Genomic DNA, 15,655 nt, shown 5'->3' with positions numbered 1-15,655 from the left:
ATAGATAAAGGAGTAGCTAAAAAACTACCCCTTTGACCATGTTATCGGTTATCTATTTTTTCAGGATACATATCATGGTTCATCATCCGATGCTCTGCCATTTGTTCATACTTTGTACCTGGCTTGCCATAATTACAGTACGGATCAATTGAAATACCTCCGCGTGGAGTGAATTTCCCCCATACTTCGATATATCGCGGATCCATTAAGTTAATTAAATCATTCATAATCATATTGACACTCGCTTCATGAAAACCACCGTAATTTCGGAAGCTGAATAAATATAATTTTAAAGACTTGCTTTCTACCATTTTAATGTCCGGGATATAACTTATATATAATGTTGCAAAATCCGGTTGCCCTGTCATCGGACAAAGTGTTGTAAATTCCGGAAAATTCATTTTGACAAAATACTCTCTGTCCGGGTAATCGTTATCAAATGTTTCTAATAGCTCCGGATTATAATCAAATACGTAGGTTGTCCCTTTGCTCCCTAAATGGGTTAACCTTTCTAATCCATCATCTTTTTTATCTACCATCCTTCATACCTCCTGTTTTCCGCCATTAAAAAAAGCCAGGCCCTAAGGCACATGGCTTTACAAACAGCTGTCCTTAGTTTTTTTAAGAGGGTTAATGCTAAGAACCTCTCCGCTTTTTGCAGGATATACTCGATTTATTATAAGAATGATCGATTTAAATGTCAATCAGGGAAGCATATTAGTAGACCGATCCCGCGATCTCGGATCAATTCCCACCCATTACGGAAGCCATTACCGCTTTTTGTGCATGTAATCTATTCTCCGCCTGGTCAAACACAACGGAATTTGGACCATCAATGATATCTGTTGTCATCTCCTGTCCACGTACAGCCGGAAGACAATGTAGAAATAAATAATCATCTTTTGCATATTGAACAAGCTCTTGATTAACCTGGTATTTAGCAAAAGCTTGCATTCGATCATCCATCTCATCTTCACATCCCATACTCGTCCAAACATCTGTATAGATGATATCTGCATTTTCTACAGCTTTTTTAGGATCATTTGATTGCTCGATTACCGCCCCACTTTGCGCGGCCAATATTTTTGCTTTATCCATAATAGCATCTTTTACTTCGTATCCTTTAGGAACAGCAAGTGAACAATCAATTCCCATCATGGCACAGCCAATAATGAGTGAGTTTGCCATATTATGTCCATCTCCAACAAAAGCAAGCTTATTTCCTTCCAAATTCCCTTTTTTCTCATAAATTGTAAGAAGATCTGCAAGTACCTGGCACGGATGAAAATCATCTGTCAGTCCATTAATAATCGGAATTGATGCATTTTCTGCAAGCTCTTCAATTAGTGCATGTTCAAAAGTACGAATCATAATGCCATCAACATAACGGGACAATACCTTTGCTGTATCTGCGATGGTTTCCCCTTTGCCAAGGTGTATATCATTTTTGCTTAAAAATAAAGCATGACCGCCAAGCTGGAACATTCCTGTTTCAAATGACACTCGTGTTCTAGTTGAAGATTTTTCGAAAATCATACCCAATGTTTTTCCTTCAAGTAAATGATTTGCTCCTTTTGAACGCTGCTTCTCTTTTAATTCCAGTGCATAATCCAAAAGAAATAAAATCTCCTCTTTTGTAAAATCTTGTAATGTTAGAAAATGCTGTCCTTCTAAAGTAGTTTTTATATTTTTGCTTTTAGTGGGGACGAACATGTCGTCATCACTTCCTCTTTTTAGATTTCCCCTTCCTCAGGGGATTTGTTATTCATTTAAATGGATGTGATTGGTTTTTTAAGATTTTCAGCGATAAGATTTACAGCCTTATCTATTTCCTGCTGGCTTACTGTTAATGGGGGGAGTAGACGGATTACATATGGCCCAGCATTTAAAACAAGTAATCCTTTTTCAATAAGGCTGGGGATAAGAGCAGTAATATCTTCCTTACATTCAATACCAACCATGAGCCCTTTCCCACGTATATCGGATACAAAGCTGGATGTACCAATCCGTTTGTTTAATTGCTCTTTTAAATAAATACCTTTTTCTTTTACTTCATTTAAAAAGTCCATCTGAAACACGATCTGTAAAACTGCATCCGCGGCTGCCATCGCAACCGGATTACCGCCAAATGTGGACGCATGACTGCCTGGTCCAAAGAAACTCGAAAGATGCTCTTTAGCGATCATCGCTCCTGCCGGGAGTCCATTCGCCAGTCCTTTTGCTGAAGTAATAATGTCTGGCGAAATACCGTAATGCTGATACGCAAATGGCTTACCAGTTCTTCCAATACCTGTTTGCACTTCGTCAATAATAAGTAAAATATTATTTGCTAAACAAAGCTGTTCTATTTCTTTTATAAATTCTAATTTTCCATCAAGGACGCCGCCTTCTCCCTGAATTACTTCAAGCATGATTGCTGCTGTCTGGCCGTCTATGGTGTTTTGTACTGCTTCGATATCATTAAACGGTACATATACAAACGACTCAAGCATCGGCCCAAATCCCGTATGAACTTTTTCCTGTCCGGTAGCGGCCATCGTAGCAAATGTTCTTCCATGAAATGATTGATGAAATGTAATCACTTTCGTCTTACCTGTTGCTTTTCTCGCTAATTTAATGGCTGCTTCATTCGCCTCTGCTCCACTGTTACAGAAAAAGACAGATGATCCAGAACTGCTTGTAGTGAGTAATTCAGCTACACTTTCTTGAATCGGCACGTGATAAAGATTCGAAACATGCCAATATTTAGTTAGCTGAGTTTCTACTGCTTTTTGTACATCGGGATGGCGATGTCCTAGGTTGCAAACCCCGATCCCCGATCCAAAATCTAGATATTCCTTTCCGCTCGTATCTTTTACAATCGTTCCTTTTGCTTCTGATACCGATAGTTCAAATCGTTTATATGTTGGAAATAACGCAGTCATTTTACCACCTCCATCGATTTTGTAATAACCGTTCCTTTCAATTTCATGTCTGCTTTGATAACGGAATGCTTCCCATCAACAATCATTACTTCACGCAATTGTTCATTTAGACTTTTGAGTGCTGCTTTAACTTTAGGTATCATACCGCCATAAATTGTACCTGTTTCTATTAAGTGTTTAATTTCCTGCTCTGATATTTCTTCAAGTAATTTACCTTCCTTAAGTATTCCAGGTACATCGGTAACAAAAATTAACTGTTCTGCCGATAAAGCTTCAGCAACTGCACCTGCTACGGTATCAGCATTCACATTGTATCTTGTTCCATTCTCACCGAGGGCTATCGGAGCAATGACAGGCACAATACTAGCAGCTATTAAATGATGAAGTAACGGTACATTGACATCTGTTATTTCTCCTACCAATCCGTAGCGCTCTATATTTTTGGAAACTGCTGTCAGGGTCATTGCATCCGAACCAGATAACCCAATTGCTTGTATCCCAGCTTGATTAAATTTACGTAGCAATTCATTATTCACTGATCCATTAAGTACCATCTCGGCAACATCCATAACTGGTTCTGTCGTTTTTCGGAGACCGTCGATAAATTCCGTTTCAATTTTTAACGTATCCAGCATTTCTTTTATTGCTGGACCCCCGCCATGAACGATAACCGGCTTGTAACCTGCTTGCTGTAAAGTTAAAATATTGGCAAAAAATTCAGTAGACAAAACATTGATAATACTTCCGCCACATTTAAGCACAATTACATCCTGCACCGCTTACACCCCCTCACGATCGATAACTAGCGTTAATACGTACATAATCATAAGTTAAGTCACAACCCCAAGCTTTCCCCGTTCCATTACCTACTTTTAAATCGATTACTATTGTCACAGTATCTTCTTTTAAATAGTTTGTTGCTTCATTTTCCGAAAAAGGCACTGGTTGACTATCTTTTAACAACTGGATCGATCCGATAAATGTATCAATTGTATCTGGATTGATAACCGCATCACTATAACCAATGGCAGCTATAATTCGTCCCCAGTTCGCGTCTGCACCACATACTGCTGTTTTCACCAATGATGAGCCAACAACAGACTTTGCAACCTTCCCTGCTTGCTCATTATCAGATGCTCCGTTAACTTCTACTTCTATTAACTTTGTAGCACCTTCCCCATCACGAGCAATCATTTTTGATAGGTCTTCACATGTCTTGTTTAATAGTTCCAGAAATACGTCCCAGTCTTCATGCTCTGGAGTGAGTGTTTCGTTTTTTGCCAATTCACTTGTCATAACGAGCACCATATCATTTGTCGATGTATCCCCATCAATCGTAATGCAATTAAACGTTTGGTTCGTAACCTTCTTTAAAGCCAAATCGAGCATAGGCGGCTCAATTACCGCATCTGTTGTAATAAAGGCAAGCATCGTTCCCATATTTGGCTCAATCATACCAGATCCTTTTGCAGAACCTGCCATTGTAACTGTTTTACCATTTATCTTTGCTTGATAGCATGTTGATTTAGTACATAGATCAGTAGTTAAAATAGATTCATTAAAATCCTCTGCACTTCTGTCTGTATCTTCAAGGTGAAGTTGTTTAATACCAGGGATTATCTTGTTCATTGGCATATCTAGCCCGATAATGCCTGTTGAAGCAACTGCCACGTAATGTTCTGGCAAATTTAATTTTTCTGCCGTAACCTGTCTCATCATACGTGCATCTTGCTCACCTTGTTTTCCTGTACATGCGTTTGCATTCCCGCTATTTGCAATTAGCGCTTGAATCTTACCAGCTTCCGACAGGCTTTCTTTCGTTATTTTTAAGGGAGCAGCTTGTATGACATTTAGTGTATAAACAGCAGCAGCATTCGCTGGATTCTCACAATAAATCAGCCCTAAATCATTTCGTTTACGTTTTACACCAGAATGCAGACCTGCTGCCTGAAAGCCCTTCGGTGTTATAATCGATCCATTTTCAATTTTTTTCATTTTTTCCTCAACAATCACCATCATTCATTCTCCCTTCTTTTTTAAGCCAGTATTTCTTCACATCTATGGTTATCTGTGGTCAAGGAAAGACAGGAACAAACTCAAGTCCCATTGTTTCTTCCATTCCAAGCATCTTATTCATATTTTGTACCGCTTGCCCTGAAGCACCTTTCATCAGATTATCAATAACGGAGACGATCATAATCCGATTTGTTCGCTCGTCATAGGCAATTGAAATATCACAAAAATTTGACCCGTATACTTCTTTTGTACTTGGGAATATTCCCTTTTCTCTAATTCTGACAAAATAATCGTCTTTATAACTTTCTTTATACAAATTATGCAGCTGATCTATATTCACTTCTTCGGTTGCATTTGCATACATTGTCGTCATAATGCCTCTTGTCATCGGAAGTAAATGCGTACTGAATGTTATCGCCCCAACAGCTGCGTCCCAACTGGTCAGCACTTGTTCTATTTCAGGAATGTGCTGATGTTTATTGACTTTATATATTTTCAAGTTATCGTTCATCTCTGAGAAATGCGTCATTGGAGAAGGATTTTTCCCAGCACCGGTTACTCCTGTTTTCGCATCAATAATAATCGTCTTTTCATCTATTAATCTATCTTTTATTAATGGCGCAAGTCCTAATAATGCCGCAGTTGGATAACAACCAGGATTTGCAACTAATTTAGCATCTTTTAAGTCTGTTTCAAGCCATTCTGTTAATCCATATACCGCTTCGTGAAGCCAATGTTCATCTCCAGCCTCTTTGTTATACCACTGTTCATAGTCTTTTGAATTTTTTAGGCGGTAATCTCCAGATAAATCAATTACTTTTAAACCCTCTTTCAGTAATTCTGGTACGAGCTTTGCAGAAATTCCGGAGGGTGTAGCTGTAAAAACCAGATCAGCTTCACTTGCTATTTTTTTTGTGTCAATAGCTTGGAGCGGCTGATCAATAATCGATTGAAGATGCGGATAGCCTTCTGTTAGCAAACTTCCGTCCTGGCTTGAAGAGTGGTTTGTATAAAGAGATACAGCTGGGTGTTGTTGTAAGATTCGAATTAATTCAACCCCACCGTAACCAGTCGAACCTATGATTGCTACTTTCATGAAATCCACTCCTAAAATTTTTGTTAGTATTTATTATAAACTGTATAAAAATAAATTCAAGGGCATAATTATAAATTTTTAAAATTATTTTTCACCTGTTAATAGGTGTAATAACAAATCAAACCTCTTACCGCTTACCACACCGAATGTATAGATAATGCATAAATATACTTTCGATTTGCATTGTACAAAATGATTTTTCATATAAAAAAAATACGAGGAAATCCTCGTACGAAGTGGGCAAAACATTTTATAGAAAAACTGCTCCATATACTAATGCACCAAGCACAACATAAACAGGACTAATATGTAATTTCTCAAGAAAAATCAAACCTAAAACACCAATAATAGCTGTATGCATTATCCCTGTACTTACATAAGAATCAAAAAAGAAATGATAAGTCATCACCCCTAACAATACTGCAATGGTTGGACGTACAAATTGAGTTAGCCTTTTCACTTTTTTTGATTCTTTAAATTTTAACAGTAAACCTAACAGGGCAATCATCATGATAAGCGATGGTGCTACAGATGCAAACAGCCCAATTGCAGCACCTAAAAGTCCACCTTGGTCATAACCGATATAACCAGCTAATTTCGTCGCAATCGGTCCTGGCAATCCATTTCCAAGCGCCACCATTTCACTGTACTCGCCCGTTGTGTACCAACTATAGCGGTCAACTACTTCATGTTCCAAGAGAGGTATAGTTGCTGGTCCTCCACCATACCCGAGTAAGTTTGCGATAAAATTCGCCAAAAATATCTTCCAGTAAATCATTTTCCCCTCACCTGCTCATCTTTTTCCTCTTTGGATAACAATGCAGCTGCTACTAACGCTATGATCATTAGAGCTGGATGAATTCCAAAAAATTGCATCACGATCAAACTGATTCCCGCGATAACAATAGTTGCCAACCACCCCATCGATTGTTTCGATTTTTTAATGAAGTCCCAAGCTAAAACACCGATCATCACCCCTGCAATCGGTATAACTCCTTTGGACATCCCTTGCACCCATGGCTTATCTTTATAAGCGTTTAAAACGGTAAGTAATAAAATCATTAAAACAACCGTCGGAAGCACTGTAGCAGCTATCGCACATAATAAACCCTTAAAACCTGACAGTCGCCATCCAATATATCCTGACAGTTTCGTATTAATCGGTCCTGGGAGAGTATTTGCCAACGCCAAAATATCCGAAAATTCTTCGTCATCCATCCATTTATAGATCGTTACAACTTCTCTATGCATCAAAGGAATAGCTGACAGACCTCCCCCATATCCAAGCATTCCTGCTCTGAAAAAGGCAATAAATATGTCCTTTTGTTTCATGAAAATCACGTTCCTTTTTAAAACATCTTGCATGTTCTATCTGATTTTCTAATCCTAACATGAATATTTTGACTTTTCCATTATCCGATTGTTCTAGTTTGTTATTACAATTTTATCTCAATTCTGATAAATAATGTGAATACTGAAATATATTTGCAATACAATTGTAAGTTTATTTTTTCCAATTCAGGCAATAAAATAGAATAACCATATGTTTTAAATATGAACAAATGGAGGCTTGAGGTTCATGAAAGGGATTATACTTGCTGGAGGTAGCGGAACCCGACTATCACCGAGCACGGATGGTATTAATAAACACCTGCTCGCAGTATATGATAAACCAATGATTTATTATCCAATATCCATTTTAATGTTAGGCGGAATTAAAGATATTATGATCATTAGTACAAAGGATGATCAAGAACGATTTAAAGCTTTACTGGGAGACGGATCTGCACTAGGTATTTCCTTAACCTATGAACATCAGATCGAGCCAAATGGTATTCCAGAAGCTTTAATAATAGGTGAAAAATTTATTGGAAAAGATGATGTAACTCTTATTCTGGGTGACAACATCTTTTATGGCCAAGGTTTTACAAACCTATTTCGCAGGGCAATTAAAAATCATGAACATGCAACAATTTTCGGGTATCGTGTTAAAGATCCAAAGAGATTTGGTGTTGTGGAGTTTGACCAAAATCAGAAAGTACTCTCTTTAGAGGAAAAACCGGAAGAACCGAAATCAGACTTTGCAGTTACCGGTTTATATATTTATGATCATCATGCAGCAAAAATAGCCAGAAAACTCACATTTTCTGCACGAGGGGAACTGGAAATTACTGATGTGAACAGGGAATACTTAAAAAAAGGACAGTTGGACGTACAACTACTTGGTCGAGGCTTTGCTTGGATGGACGCCGGTACACATGAATCGTTGTTTGAGGCCTCTGAATTTATCAAAAACATTCAAGACCGACAAGGTTTTAAACTAGCTTGTCTGGAAGAAATTGCTTTTTATTTAAGATATATCAGCAAAGAAGCATTGTACAAAAAGGGGAAGTCAATGGAAAAAAATGACTATGGCAAGTATCTTATGGAGATTGCTAATCGAAAACATAACCAGCAATACTGGGAGTCCATTGATCGTGACCCTGTGTTAGGATTGGTGGAAAATGAATAAACACAAACAAACAATCTTAATTACAGGAGGGGCTGGATTTATTGGCGCCAATTTCATCACATACTTCGTTAAAAAATACCCTAATTATCACCTGCTCAACTTAGATTTATTAACTTATGCCGGTTCACAGGATAATTTAGCTGAGGTAGAACATCTGCCAAACTATCAATTTTTCCACGGTGACATTGCAGATGAGCAGTTAGTCCATGATATTTTTTCTGATTATCCTATTACTGGAGTTATTCACTTTGCTGCCGAATCACATGTAGACAGATCCATTCAGAGTGCAAAATCCTTTGTAACAACGAATGTTCTAGGAACATTTACATTACTAAATGCCGCTAAAGATGCATGGCAAAACCAAGGGACACTCTTCGAAAATCGTTTCCATCAGATTTCAACAGATGAAGTATATGGAGCATTAGGTGAAAAAGGACAATTCACGGAAGAAACACCATATGATCCCCGCAACCCATACAGTGCATCAAAAGCTGGTGCAAATATGCTTGTTAAAAGCTTTGGATATACACATGGAATGAATATCATTATATCGAGCAGTTCGAATAATTATGGGCCAATGCAGCATCATGAGAAATTAATTCCTACGATTATATCGAATGCCTTAGCTTGTAGACCAATCCCTCTATACGGGGACGGACAAAATGTTAGAGATTGGCTGCATGTAAAAGATCACTGCAGGGCTTTAGATAACATCTATCATCATGGCAAGACACTGAACACCTACAATGTTGGTGGGGGCAACGAGAAAGCAAATATTGATGTAGCCGTTGCAATATGTGAAATTTTAGATCAGCTCAGACCAACTGTAAGAAAAAATGCTAATTTATCTAGTTTTAAAGAATTAATTACATTTACGGAAGATCGCCTCGGACATGATCGAAGATACGCCATTGATGACACAAAGTTGCGACAAGAAATGGGCTGGAAACCTAAAATACATTTAGATACGGGATTGAAGGAAACCATAGAATGGTACGTGGAAAAATGGGATCGCATCACCCTTTGATTTCGGTGGTTGTCCCCGTTTATGGCTGTGAAACTTGCCTAAAGGAACTTTGCAGACGAATCAGAAAGACAATTGAAACAATTCCAGCTCAATTTGAGATTATTTTAGTTAACGACGCGAGCCCGGATAATGCCTGGGAAACGATTAAAAGGCTGAATGAATCTGATTATCGTATTAAAGGCATCAATCTTTCCCGGAATTTTGGCCAGCACCACGCCATAACAGCCGGGCTTGATCATACAAAAGGCGATTGGATTGTTGTTATGGATTGTGACCTCCAAGATCGGCCAGAAGAAATTAACAGATTATATGAAAAGACAACGGAAGGATATCAAGTTGTACTTGGTAACCGAGTCCAGCGTCAAGATAAATGGTCCAAAAGATTTTCCTCAAAAATGTTTTATAAGGTGTACGATTACTTAGCAGAGCGTTCATCTGACCATACCGTTGCCAATTTTAGCATCTGTTCCAAAAAAGTAATTGAGGCTTTTCAAACAATGCGAGAGCAAAACCGTTCTTTTCCGCTTTTTTTACAATGGATGGGCTTTAAAACAGCTTCCATTCCGATAGAACATGATAAACGAAAAGACGGCGAATCATCTTATAATATTAAAAAACTTGTTACACTTGCTACTGACGCTATTATCTCACAATCAAATAAACCATTACGGTTATCCATTCAATTTGGATTTTTAATCTCAATTGCATCTTTAATTTATGGAATATACTTATTTATGCGATATTTTTTTCTATCGGAAACAGTCCCAGGCTGGACAAGTGTCATGGTTTCCATTTATTTTATCGGTGGGCTGATCTTTTTTAATTTTGGTGTATTGGGACTTTACTTAGGAAAGGTTTTTAATGAAACGAAAGCAAGACCCCTTTATATCATTCAGGATAAAACAGAGAATTTTGATGCGTGTAAGGATCGGAGATGGGAGAATGAATAACTATTTAAAACCAACACCATGGGATAAAAGAACATTTCATATTGATACATATGAACTTACAGATTCCTCAGAGGAAGCATTAGAAGAAACAAATATAAAGGAAGGCCATTTCACTCTGAAAGTGGACCCATTAACAAACCCTAAGAATATTATGAAGCATGGTTTTTATTACATGGATTCATTAATTGAACCTGTATGCAAAAAAGAGAATTTCCATACTATCCACAAGGAAAAAACTTCCATATCCAGAAATTATGATGAAGCGGAAATTTTACAGATAGCTGAAGAGGCGTTTATGCATGGTCGATTTCATCGTGATTTTAATATTCCAAACTCCCTTGCTGACATGAGATATAAGCGGTGGGTCGGCGATTTGATTGAGGAAAATAAAATTTTTAATCTTCTATATGAAGGAAGAACAGCTGGGTTTTATGCATATGACGCAAATAAAGTTCTTTTACTCGGAATTAAAAAGGAATTTCAAGGCAAGGGTTTAACAAAATCGTTTACAAGCCGAGGGTGTCAAGAGCAGTTTAATTTGGGATATTCTAAATTAAGAACTTCCATTTCTGCTGCCAATGTGGCTTCCCTTAATTTATTTTACTCTCTTGGATTCAAGTTAAAGAAGACACTTGATGTCTATCATAAGTTAAATGGTCCTGCTCCAAAAGGTGTGTAATGATGGGGTATTTTTATATTCTTGGAACCATCCTTTTTACGGTATACGGCCAGTTAATGCTGAAATGGCGCATCGATAAATTCGGGAGTCTTCCAAAAGAAACATTTGATAAGGTTTTATTTTTACTGCGATTACTCCTGGATCCGCTCATTCTATCGGGTTTCCTATCAGCATTTGTGGCCTCTTTATTTTGGATGGCTGCAATGACTAAATTTAATATCAGTTTTGCTTACCCATTTATGAGTCTCTCATTTGTTCTTGTTTTCCTTTTTTCAGTATTTATGTTTGGTGAACCGATGACGAGTCAAAAAGTAATCGGACTATTACTAATTGTTTTCGGTATTATCGTTACCAGTCAATCCTTGTGAGGTGATTTTTATGATTCCGTTTAATAAGCCATGTATTACAGGAAATGAGAAAAAATACATACATGAAGCAATTTTGCAGAACAAACTGTCTGGAGATGGCCCATTCAGCCAAAAGTGCAATGAATGGATGGAAGAACGTTTAGGATGCAATAAAACGTTACTTACCCCCTCCTGCACAGCTTCTCTAGAAATGGCAGCATTATTAACGGAAGTTGGCGAAGGTGATGAAGTAATCATGCCTTCGTATACCTTTGTTTCTACAGCAAGTGCATTTGCACTTAGAGGAGCTAAAGTCATATTCGTCGATATCGATCCTAAAACAATGAATATTGAACCGGCCGCAATCGAAAACGCAATTACCAAAAGGACAAAAGTGATTGTGGTTGTCCATTATGCAGGTGTTTCCTGCGATATGGATAAGATTATGGAAATTGCTTCAGAGCACCGTCTGTTTGTTGTTGAGGATGCTGCTCAAGCACTTCTTAGTACATATAAGGGAGAACCTTTAGGAACAATCGGACATTTTGGTACGTTTAGTTTTCATGACACAAAAAACTATACATGTGGCGAAGGTGGTGCTCTTCTTGTCAATCATAAGCCATCGATTGAACGCGCCGAAATCATACAAGAAAAAGGTACCAACCGTTCACAGTTTGTTCGAGGGATGGTCGATAAGTATACATGGCGCGACCTGGGCTCTTCTTTTCTATTAAGTGAGCTGAATGCGGCATTTCTATATGCACAATTAGAAAACGCGAACCAAATATATGAAAACCGAATGCAAACCTGGAAGTATTATTATCAGAAATTGTATCCATTAATGGAAGCGGGATATATCAAGTTACCTACTATTCCTGAAGAATGCATGCATAATGCGCATATGTTTTATTTGAAGATGAAAAACGGAAATGAAAGGCAAGCCCTCATGAATGATTTAAAGGATAATGATATTATGGCTGTTTCCCATTATGTTCCTTTACACACCTCCCATGCTGGTAAAAAATATGGTGCTTTTATCGGTGAAGATCATTATACAACAAAAGAAAGTGAAAAAATTGTACGCCTTCCATTGTTTTATGGAATAACAAAAGAGGATGTCGACTATGTGGTTCAATGTACGCAAGCATTTTTCAGCTCATAAACTTTTCTATATTGCGTTTCTTATCATCATCGCCTATCTTCTACCCTATTATATTTTAGAAGAAAACACACATATTCGCGTTCATGATAATCTGGATTCTAATATTGTCTGGTATAAAATGCTTGCAGAAAGCGGGGCTATCTTTTCATCCCCCAATGCGACACTGCCAAATGTAATAAATGGGCTTCCGCGAAGTGCACTTGCATCAGGGCTAGATGCAAATGTCTGGTTATATGTGCTTTTTAGCCCTTTCACTGCTTATACGATCAACCAAACGTTCATGCGTTTTGTTGCTTACATAGGAATGTATATTTTACTAAGAAAAAATATATTAAATGAAAAATCAGCTTTCATCACAACAGGAGTTGCTTTAGGCTATGCACTCCTGCCTTACTGGCCATCCGGATCGTTATCGATTGCGGGATTACCTCTTGCATTACATATCTTCTTGACTATTAGAAAGCAAGGAAAACATACACCAAAATTATATTGGGTACTTTTATTTCTATTTCCTTTTTACTCAAGCTTTATTTTGTCGTTTATTTTTTTCCTTGGATTAATCGGATTGCTTTGGCTCATCGACTGGTTTCGGAGTAGAAAGTTCAATCCTGCTTTTTTCTTCAGCATCGCTGGAATGACTTTTATTTATTTAATAAAAAATTATATGCTTATCGTTTCCATGTTTCTCAACAGTACATTTACCTCGCATAGAGAAGCGCTTAATCTTGGTCATAAAAATTTGCCTGAAACATGGGATTTGTTTTTAAAAAACTTTATCGAAGGGCACACACATGCTTGGGACATGCATGCGACCATTATTTTTCCTATTACGATCATTGCTCTGGTGATAGCTGTTTATCGTAAAATGGATTATAAGCTTTTGCTCGGACTGTTGATCGCAAATACACTCTTTTCATTATTTTATGCATTCTGGTATTGGGAAGAGATGCGTTTCTTAAAGGATAGTTTTTCAATCTTTAATACGTTTAACTTTAGCCGTATCCAGTTTATGCGCCCAGTTATGTGGTATCTATCTTTTGCCTTAGCCTTAACAGTTTTATGGAAATGGAAATTTGGTAAAGTTATCGTTGCCATCCTAATCGTATGTCAATGTGCAATTCTTTTTCCGCTTACGGAAGAAATAAAATACAGTATAATTGATACACCGACATACAAGGAATTTTATTCTACGAATTTATTCCAAAAGATTGAGGATTACATTGGCAAGGATCAGGCAGACTATCGTGTCGTCAGTGTTGCGATGCATCCAACCATCGCTCAGTACAACGGCTTTTATACGCTGGATACCTATAATAATACATTTCCGCTTGCCTACAAACATGAATTTCGCAAAGTGATAGCACCCGAACTGGAGAAAAATCCAAAGCTGAAAAATTACTTTGATACATGGGGAAGCAGATTATATATGTATGTGGGTGAATTAGGGAAAAGTTATATGTTTTCCAAACACAGCGAAAAATCCATCAAAGAGCTGAATATTAATACGGATCAATTAGCACAATTGGGTGGGGAATTTGTTTTCTCTGCCTTGCCTATAGAAAATGCTGAAGAAATCGATCTTACATTTGAACGAAGTTTTGAATTGGAGGGTTCTCCGTGGAAAATTTATTTGTATCACAACGATCATATTGATTAAAAGAGAAGCGTCTTTCCTTGCACTTTTATAAAAGTAATGGAATAATATGAGATATATAATTCCAACTGTTTTCATCGGAATATGAAATAGATGGAGGGAAATGGATTTGAAATTAACAGATATGAAGTCTGCTGAAGAACGAAACAAAGCATTAGCTGAAAAAGTTACGTCTTTTGCTGAAAAAGCGAAAAAACATGACGAGGAAGGAACATTTCCTTTTGATAATTTTAACGCACTAAAAGAAATTGGATACCCCGCTTTGACGATCCCTAAAAAATATGGCGGCTTAGGTATATCCCTTACCGAAATGCTAAAGCATCAAGAAACAATTGCTAAAGCAGACGGATCTACAGCATTGTCGATCGGCTGGCATATGGGGATTACGAAACAGCTTGGGGAAAATGATATATGGGATAAGGCTACATATCAATCATTTGCACAAGAAGTTATTAACACAGGTGCATTATTAAATAACGCTGCATCTGAACCAGCAACAGGTAGTCCCACTCGTGGAGGCAGGCCTGAAACTGTAGCTGAGAAAAATGCAGATGGCTGGATCATCAACGGAAGAAAAAATTTTACGACGCTTGCTCCCATTCTTACTTACTTTGTCGTTAGTGCATCCATTGATGGTACAGATCAAGTAGGGAACTTTCTTATTAGAAGAGATCGCAATGGAGTAAGCATCGATGAAACATGGGATTCAATTGGAATGAAGGCAACCGGAAGCCATGATCTTGTGCTTGAAAATGTACAAGTGGATGCAGATGACCTTGTACAGTATCTTACTCCGGGAAATAAACCAGCTGCTGGTTGGCTGCTTCATATTCCAGCATGCTATTTAGGCATCGCCCGTGCAGCACAGGAATATGCGATCGATTTTGCTACCAGTTATTCACCGAATAGCATTAAAGGGACCATTTCTGAGTTACCAAATATCAAACAAAAATTAGGAGAAATGGAATTGCATGTGCTCCAGAGCAGTCATTTTCTTTATGCAGTTGCCAAAAAATGGGATGAAAGTAATGAAGATACCCGTCAAACAATGAAACCGGAACTTGGTGCTGTAAAATTATCTGTTGTCAATCAGGCGTTGAAAATAGTCGATCTAGCTATGCGTGTAGTTGGGGCAAGAAGTTTGTCACAAAAGAATCCCCTGCAACGCTATTACCGTGACGTGCGTGCTGGCTTACACAACCCACCAATGGATGATATGACTGTCATGCAACTTGCAACAAAATCTATAAATAGAGGCTGATATTTAAAAAGAAGGAAGCAATATTGC

16 protein-coding genes and 1 riboswitch are annotated in these 15,655 nt (G+C 37.7%); of the genes, 8 read left to right on the top strand and 8 right to left on the bottom strand.

Going from position 1 to position 15,655, the window contains the following annotated elements:
• Positions 1–41: 41 nt before the first annotated feature.
• From queF to J2Z81_RS03465, 8 genes are all read right to left on the bottom strand, one after another.
• Entirely contained in the window at positions 42–539 is a 498-nt protein-coding gene (gene queF, locus J2Z81_RS03500) for a preQ(1) synthase (RefSeq protein WP_226370726.1), read from the bottom strand.
• 67 nt (positions 540–606) lie between these two features.
• Positions 607–653: riboswitch (PreQ1 riboswitch) on the bottom strand.
• Positions 654–744: 91 nt separating this feature from the next.
• A complete protein-coding gene (gene argF / locus J2Z81_RS03495; RefSeq protein WP_029266301.1) occupies positions 745–1,713 on the bottom strand; it encodes an ornithine carbamoyltransferase in 969 nt (322 codons plus the stop codon).
• A 56-nt stretch (positions 1,714–1,769) separates the two neighbouring features.
• Positions 1,770–2,924 (bottom strand): acetylornithine transaminase, encoded by a 1,155-nt coding sequence (locus tag J2Z81_RS03490; RefSeq protein WP_029266303.1) that lies wholly within the window; start codon positions 2,922–2,924, stop codon positions 1,770–1,772.
• On the bottom strand, positions 2,921–3,700 hold the full coding sequence (argB, locus tag J2Z81_RS03485; RefSeq protein WP_226370725.1) for an acetylglutamate kinase: 780 nt from the start codon (positions 3,698–3,700) through the stop codon (positions 2,921–2,923). The genes J2Z81_RS03490 and argB overlap by 4 nt, the downstream gene beginning before the upstream one ends.
• A 13-nt stretch (positions 3,701–3,713) precedes the next feature.
• Positions 3,714–4,940, bottom strand: coding sequence for a bifunctional glutamate N-acetyltransferase/amino-acid acetyltransferase ArgJ (gene argJ / locus J2Z81_RS03480; RefSeq protein ID WP_029266307.1), 1,227 nt, complete (start codon positions 4,938–4,940; stop codon positions 3,714–3,716).
• Positions 4,941–4,998: 58 nt separating this feature from the next.
• Positions 4,999–6,036 carry an N-acetyl-gamma-glutamyl-phosphate reductase gene (gene argC, locus J2Z81_RS03475; RefSeq protein ID WP_029266309.1) on the bottom strand — a complete coding sequence of 346 codons (1,038 nt, stop codon included), beginning with the start codon at positions 6,034–6,036 and terminating at the stop codon, positions 4,999–5,001.
• Between the two features lie 250 nt (positions 6,037–6,286).
• On the bottom strand, positions 6,287–6,814 hold the full coding sequence (locus J2Z81_RS03470) for a chromate transporter (protein WP_029266311.1): 528 nt from the start codon (positions 6,812–6,814) through the stop codon (positions 6,287–6,289).
• Positions 6,811–7,368, bottom strand: coding sequence for a chromate transporter (locus J2Z81_RS03465; RefSeq protein ID WP_226370724.1), 558 nt, complete (start codon positions 7,366–7,368; stop codon positions 6,811–6,813). Before J2Z81_RS03465 ends, J2Z81_RS03470 begins: the two co-directional genes overlap by 4 nt.
• Before the next feature lie 247 nt (positions 7,369–7,615).
• On the opposite strand from J2Z81_RS03465, the gene rfbA reads away from it, so the two are divergent.
• The 8 genes from rfbA to J2Z81_RS03425 all read left to right on the top strand — a co-directional run bounded on the left by rfbA (position 7,616) and on the right by J2Z81_RS03425 (position 15,628).
• Positions 7,616–8,548 (top strand): glucose-1-phosphate thymidylyltransferase RfbA, encoded by a 933-nt coding sequence (rfbA, locus tag J2Z81_RS03460; RefSeq protein ID WP_029266315.1) that lies wholly within the window; start codon positions 7,616–7,618, stop codon positions 8,546–8,548.
• Positions 8,541–9,575 carry a dTDP-glucose 4,6-dehydratase gene (gene rfbB / locus J2Z81_RS03455; RefSeq protein ID WP_029266316.1) on the top strand — a complete coding sequence of 345 codons (1,035 nt, stop codon included), beginning with the start codon at positions 8,541–8,543 and terminating at the stop codon, positions 9,573–9,575. Before rfbA ends, rfbB begins: the two co-directional genes overlap by 8 nt.
• A complete protein-coding gene (locus J2Z81_RS03450) occupies positions 9,539–10,525 on the top strand; it encodes a glycosyltransferase family 2 protein (RefSeq protein WP_226981212.1) in 987 nt (328 codons plus the stop codon). Before rfbB ends, J2Z81_RS03450 begins: the two co-directional genes overlap by 37 nt.
• Positions 10,518–11,204: a GNAT family N-acetyltransferase gene (locus tag J2Z81_RS03445; protein WP_226370723.1), complete on the top strand. Its 687-nt coding sequence runs from the start codon at positions 10,518–10,520 to the stop codon at positions 11,202–11,204. The genes J2Z81_RS03450 and J2Z81_RS03445 overlap by 8 nt, the downstream gene beginning before the upstream one ends.
• A gap of 2 nt (positions 11,205–11,206) precedes the next feature.
• Complete coding sequence (locus J2Z81_RS03440; protein WP_029270942.1) at positions 11,207–11,572, top strand: EamA family transporter; 366 nt, start codon at positions 11,207–11,209, stop codon at positions 11,570–11,572.
• A 10-nt stretch (positions 11,573–11,582) separates the two neighbouring features.
• On the top strand, positions 11,583–12,713 hold the full coding sequence (rffA, locus tag J2Z81_RS03435; protein ID WP_029270940.1) for a dTDP-4-amino-4,6-dideoxygalactose transaminase: 1,131 nt from the start codon (positions 11,583–11,585) through the stop codon (positions 12,711–12,713).
• Complete coding sequence (locus tag J2Z81_RS03430; protein ID WP_029270938.1) at positions 12,676–14,370, top strand: DUF6044 family protein; 1,695 nt, start codon at positions 12,676–12,678, stop codon at positions 14,368–14,370. The genes rffA and J2Z81_RS03430 overlap by 38 nt, the downstream gene beginning before the upstream one ends.
• 106 nt (positions 14,371–14,476) lie before the next feature.
• A complete protein-coding gene (locus J2Z81_RS03425) occupies positions 14,477–15,628 on the top strand; it encodes an acyl-CoA dehydrogenase family protein (RefSeq protein WP_029270937.1) in 1,152 nt (383 codons plus the stop codon).
• The last annotated feature ends 27 nt before the right edge of the window (positions 15,629–15,655 follow it).

This window comes from Virgibacillus alimentarius, assembly GCF_017874635.1.
In the GTDB taxonomy this organism is placed as follows: domain Bacteria; phylum Bacillota; class Bacilli; order Bacillales; family Amphibacillaceae; genus Virgibacillus_B; species Virgibacillus_B alimentarius.
This window is presented reverse-complemented; position numbering and strand designations above follow the sequence as displayed.

Bases quoted from the DNA above. Each gene is read 5' to 3' on its own strand.
- J2Z81_RS03470 (WP_029266311.1), bottom strand. From the start codon at position 6,814: ATGATTTACTGGAAGATATTTTTGGCGAATTTTATCGCAAACTTACTC.
- rfbA (WP_029266315.1), top strand. From the start codon at position 7,616: ATGAAAGGGATTATACTTGCTGGAGGTAGCGGAACCCGACTATCACCG.
- rffA (WP_029270940.1), top strand. From the start codon at position 11,583: ATGATTCCGTTTAATAAGCCATGTATTACAGGAAATGAGAAAAAATAC.
- J2Z81_RS03440 (WP_029270942.1), top strand. From the start codon at position 11,207: ATGGGGTATTTTTATATTCTTGGAACCATCCTTTTTACGGTATACGGC.
- argF (WP_029266301.1), bottom strand. From the start codon at position 1,713: ATGTTCGTCCCCACTAAAAGCAAAAATATAAAAACTACTTTAGAAGGA.
- J2Z81_RS03450 (WP_226981212.1), top strand. From the start codon at position 9,539: ATGGTACGTGGAAAAATGGGATCGCATCACCCTTTGATTTCGGTGGTT.
- J2Z81_RS03430 (WP_029270938.1), top strand. From the start codon at position 12,676: ATGTGGTTCAATGTACGCAAGCATTTTTCAGCTCATAAACTTTTCTAT.
- argC (WP_029266309.1), bottom strand. From the start codon at position 6,036: ATGAAAGTAGCAATCATAGGTTCGACTGGTTACGGTGGGGTTGAATTA.
- queF (WP_226370726.1), bottom strand. From the start codon at position 539: ATGGTAGATAAAAAAGATGATGGATTAGAAAGGTTAACCCATTTAGGG.
- argJ (WP_029266307.1), bottom strand. From the start codon at position 4,940: ATGGTGATTGTTGAGGAAAAAATGAAAAAAATTGAAAATGGATCGATT.
- J2Z81_RS03465 (WP_226370724.1), bottom strand. From the start codon at position 7,368: ATGAAACAAAAGGACATATTTATTGCCTTTTTCAGAGCAGGAATGCTT.
- rfbB (WP_029266316.1), top strand. From the start codon at position 8,541: ATGAATAAACACAAACAAACAATCTTAATTACAGGAGGGGCTGGATTT.
- J2Z81_RS03490 (WP_029266303.1), bottom strand. From the start codon at position 2,924: ATGACTGCGTTATTTCCAACATATAAACGATTTGAACTATCGGTATCA.
- J2Z81_RS03445 (WP_226370723.1), top strand. From the start codon at position 10,518: ATGAATAACTATTTAAAACCAACACCATGGGATAAAAGAACATTTCAT.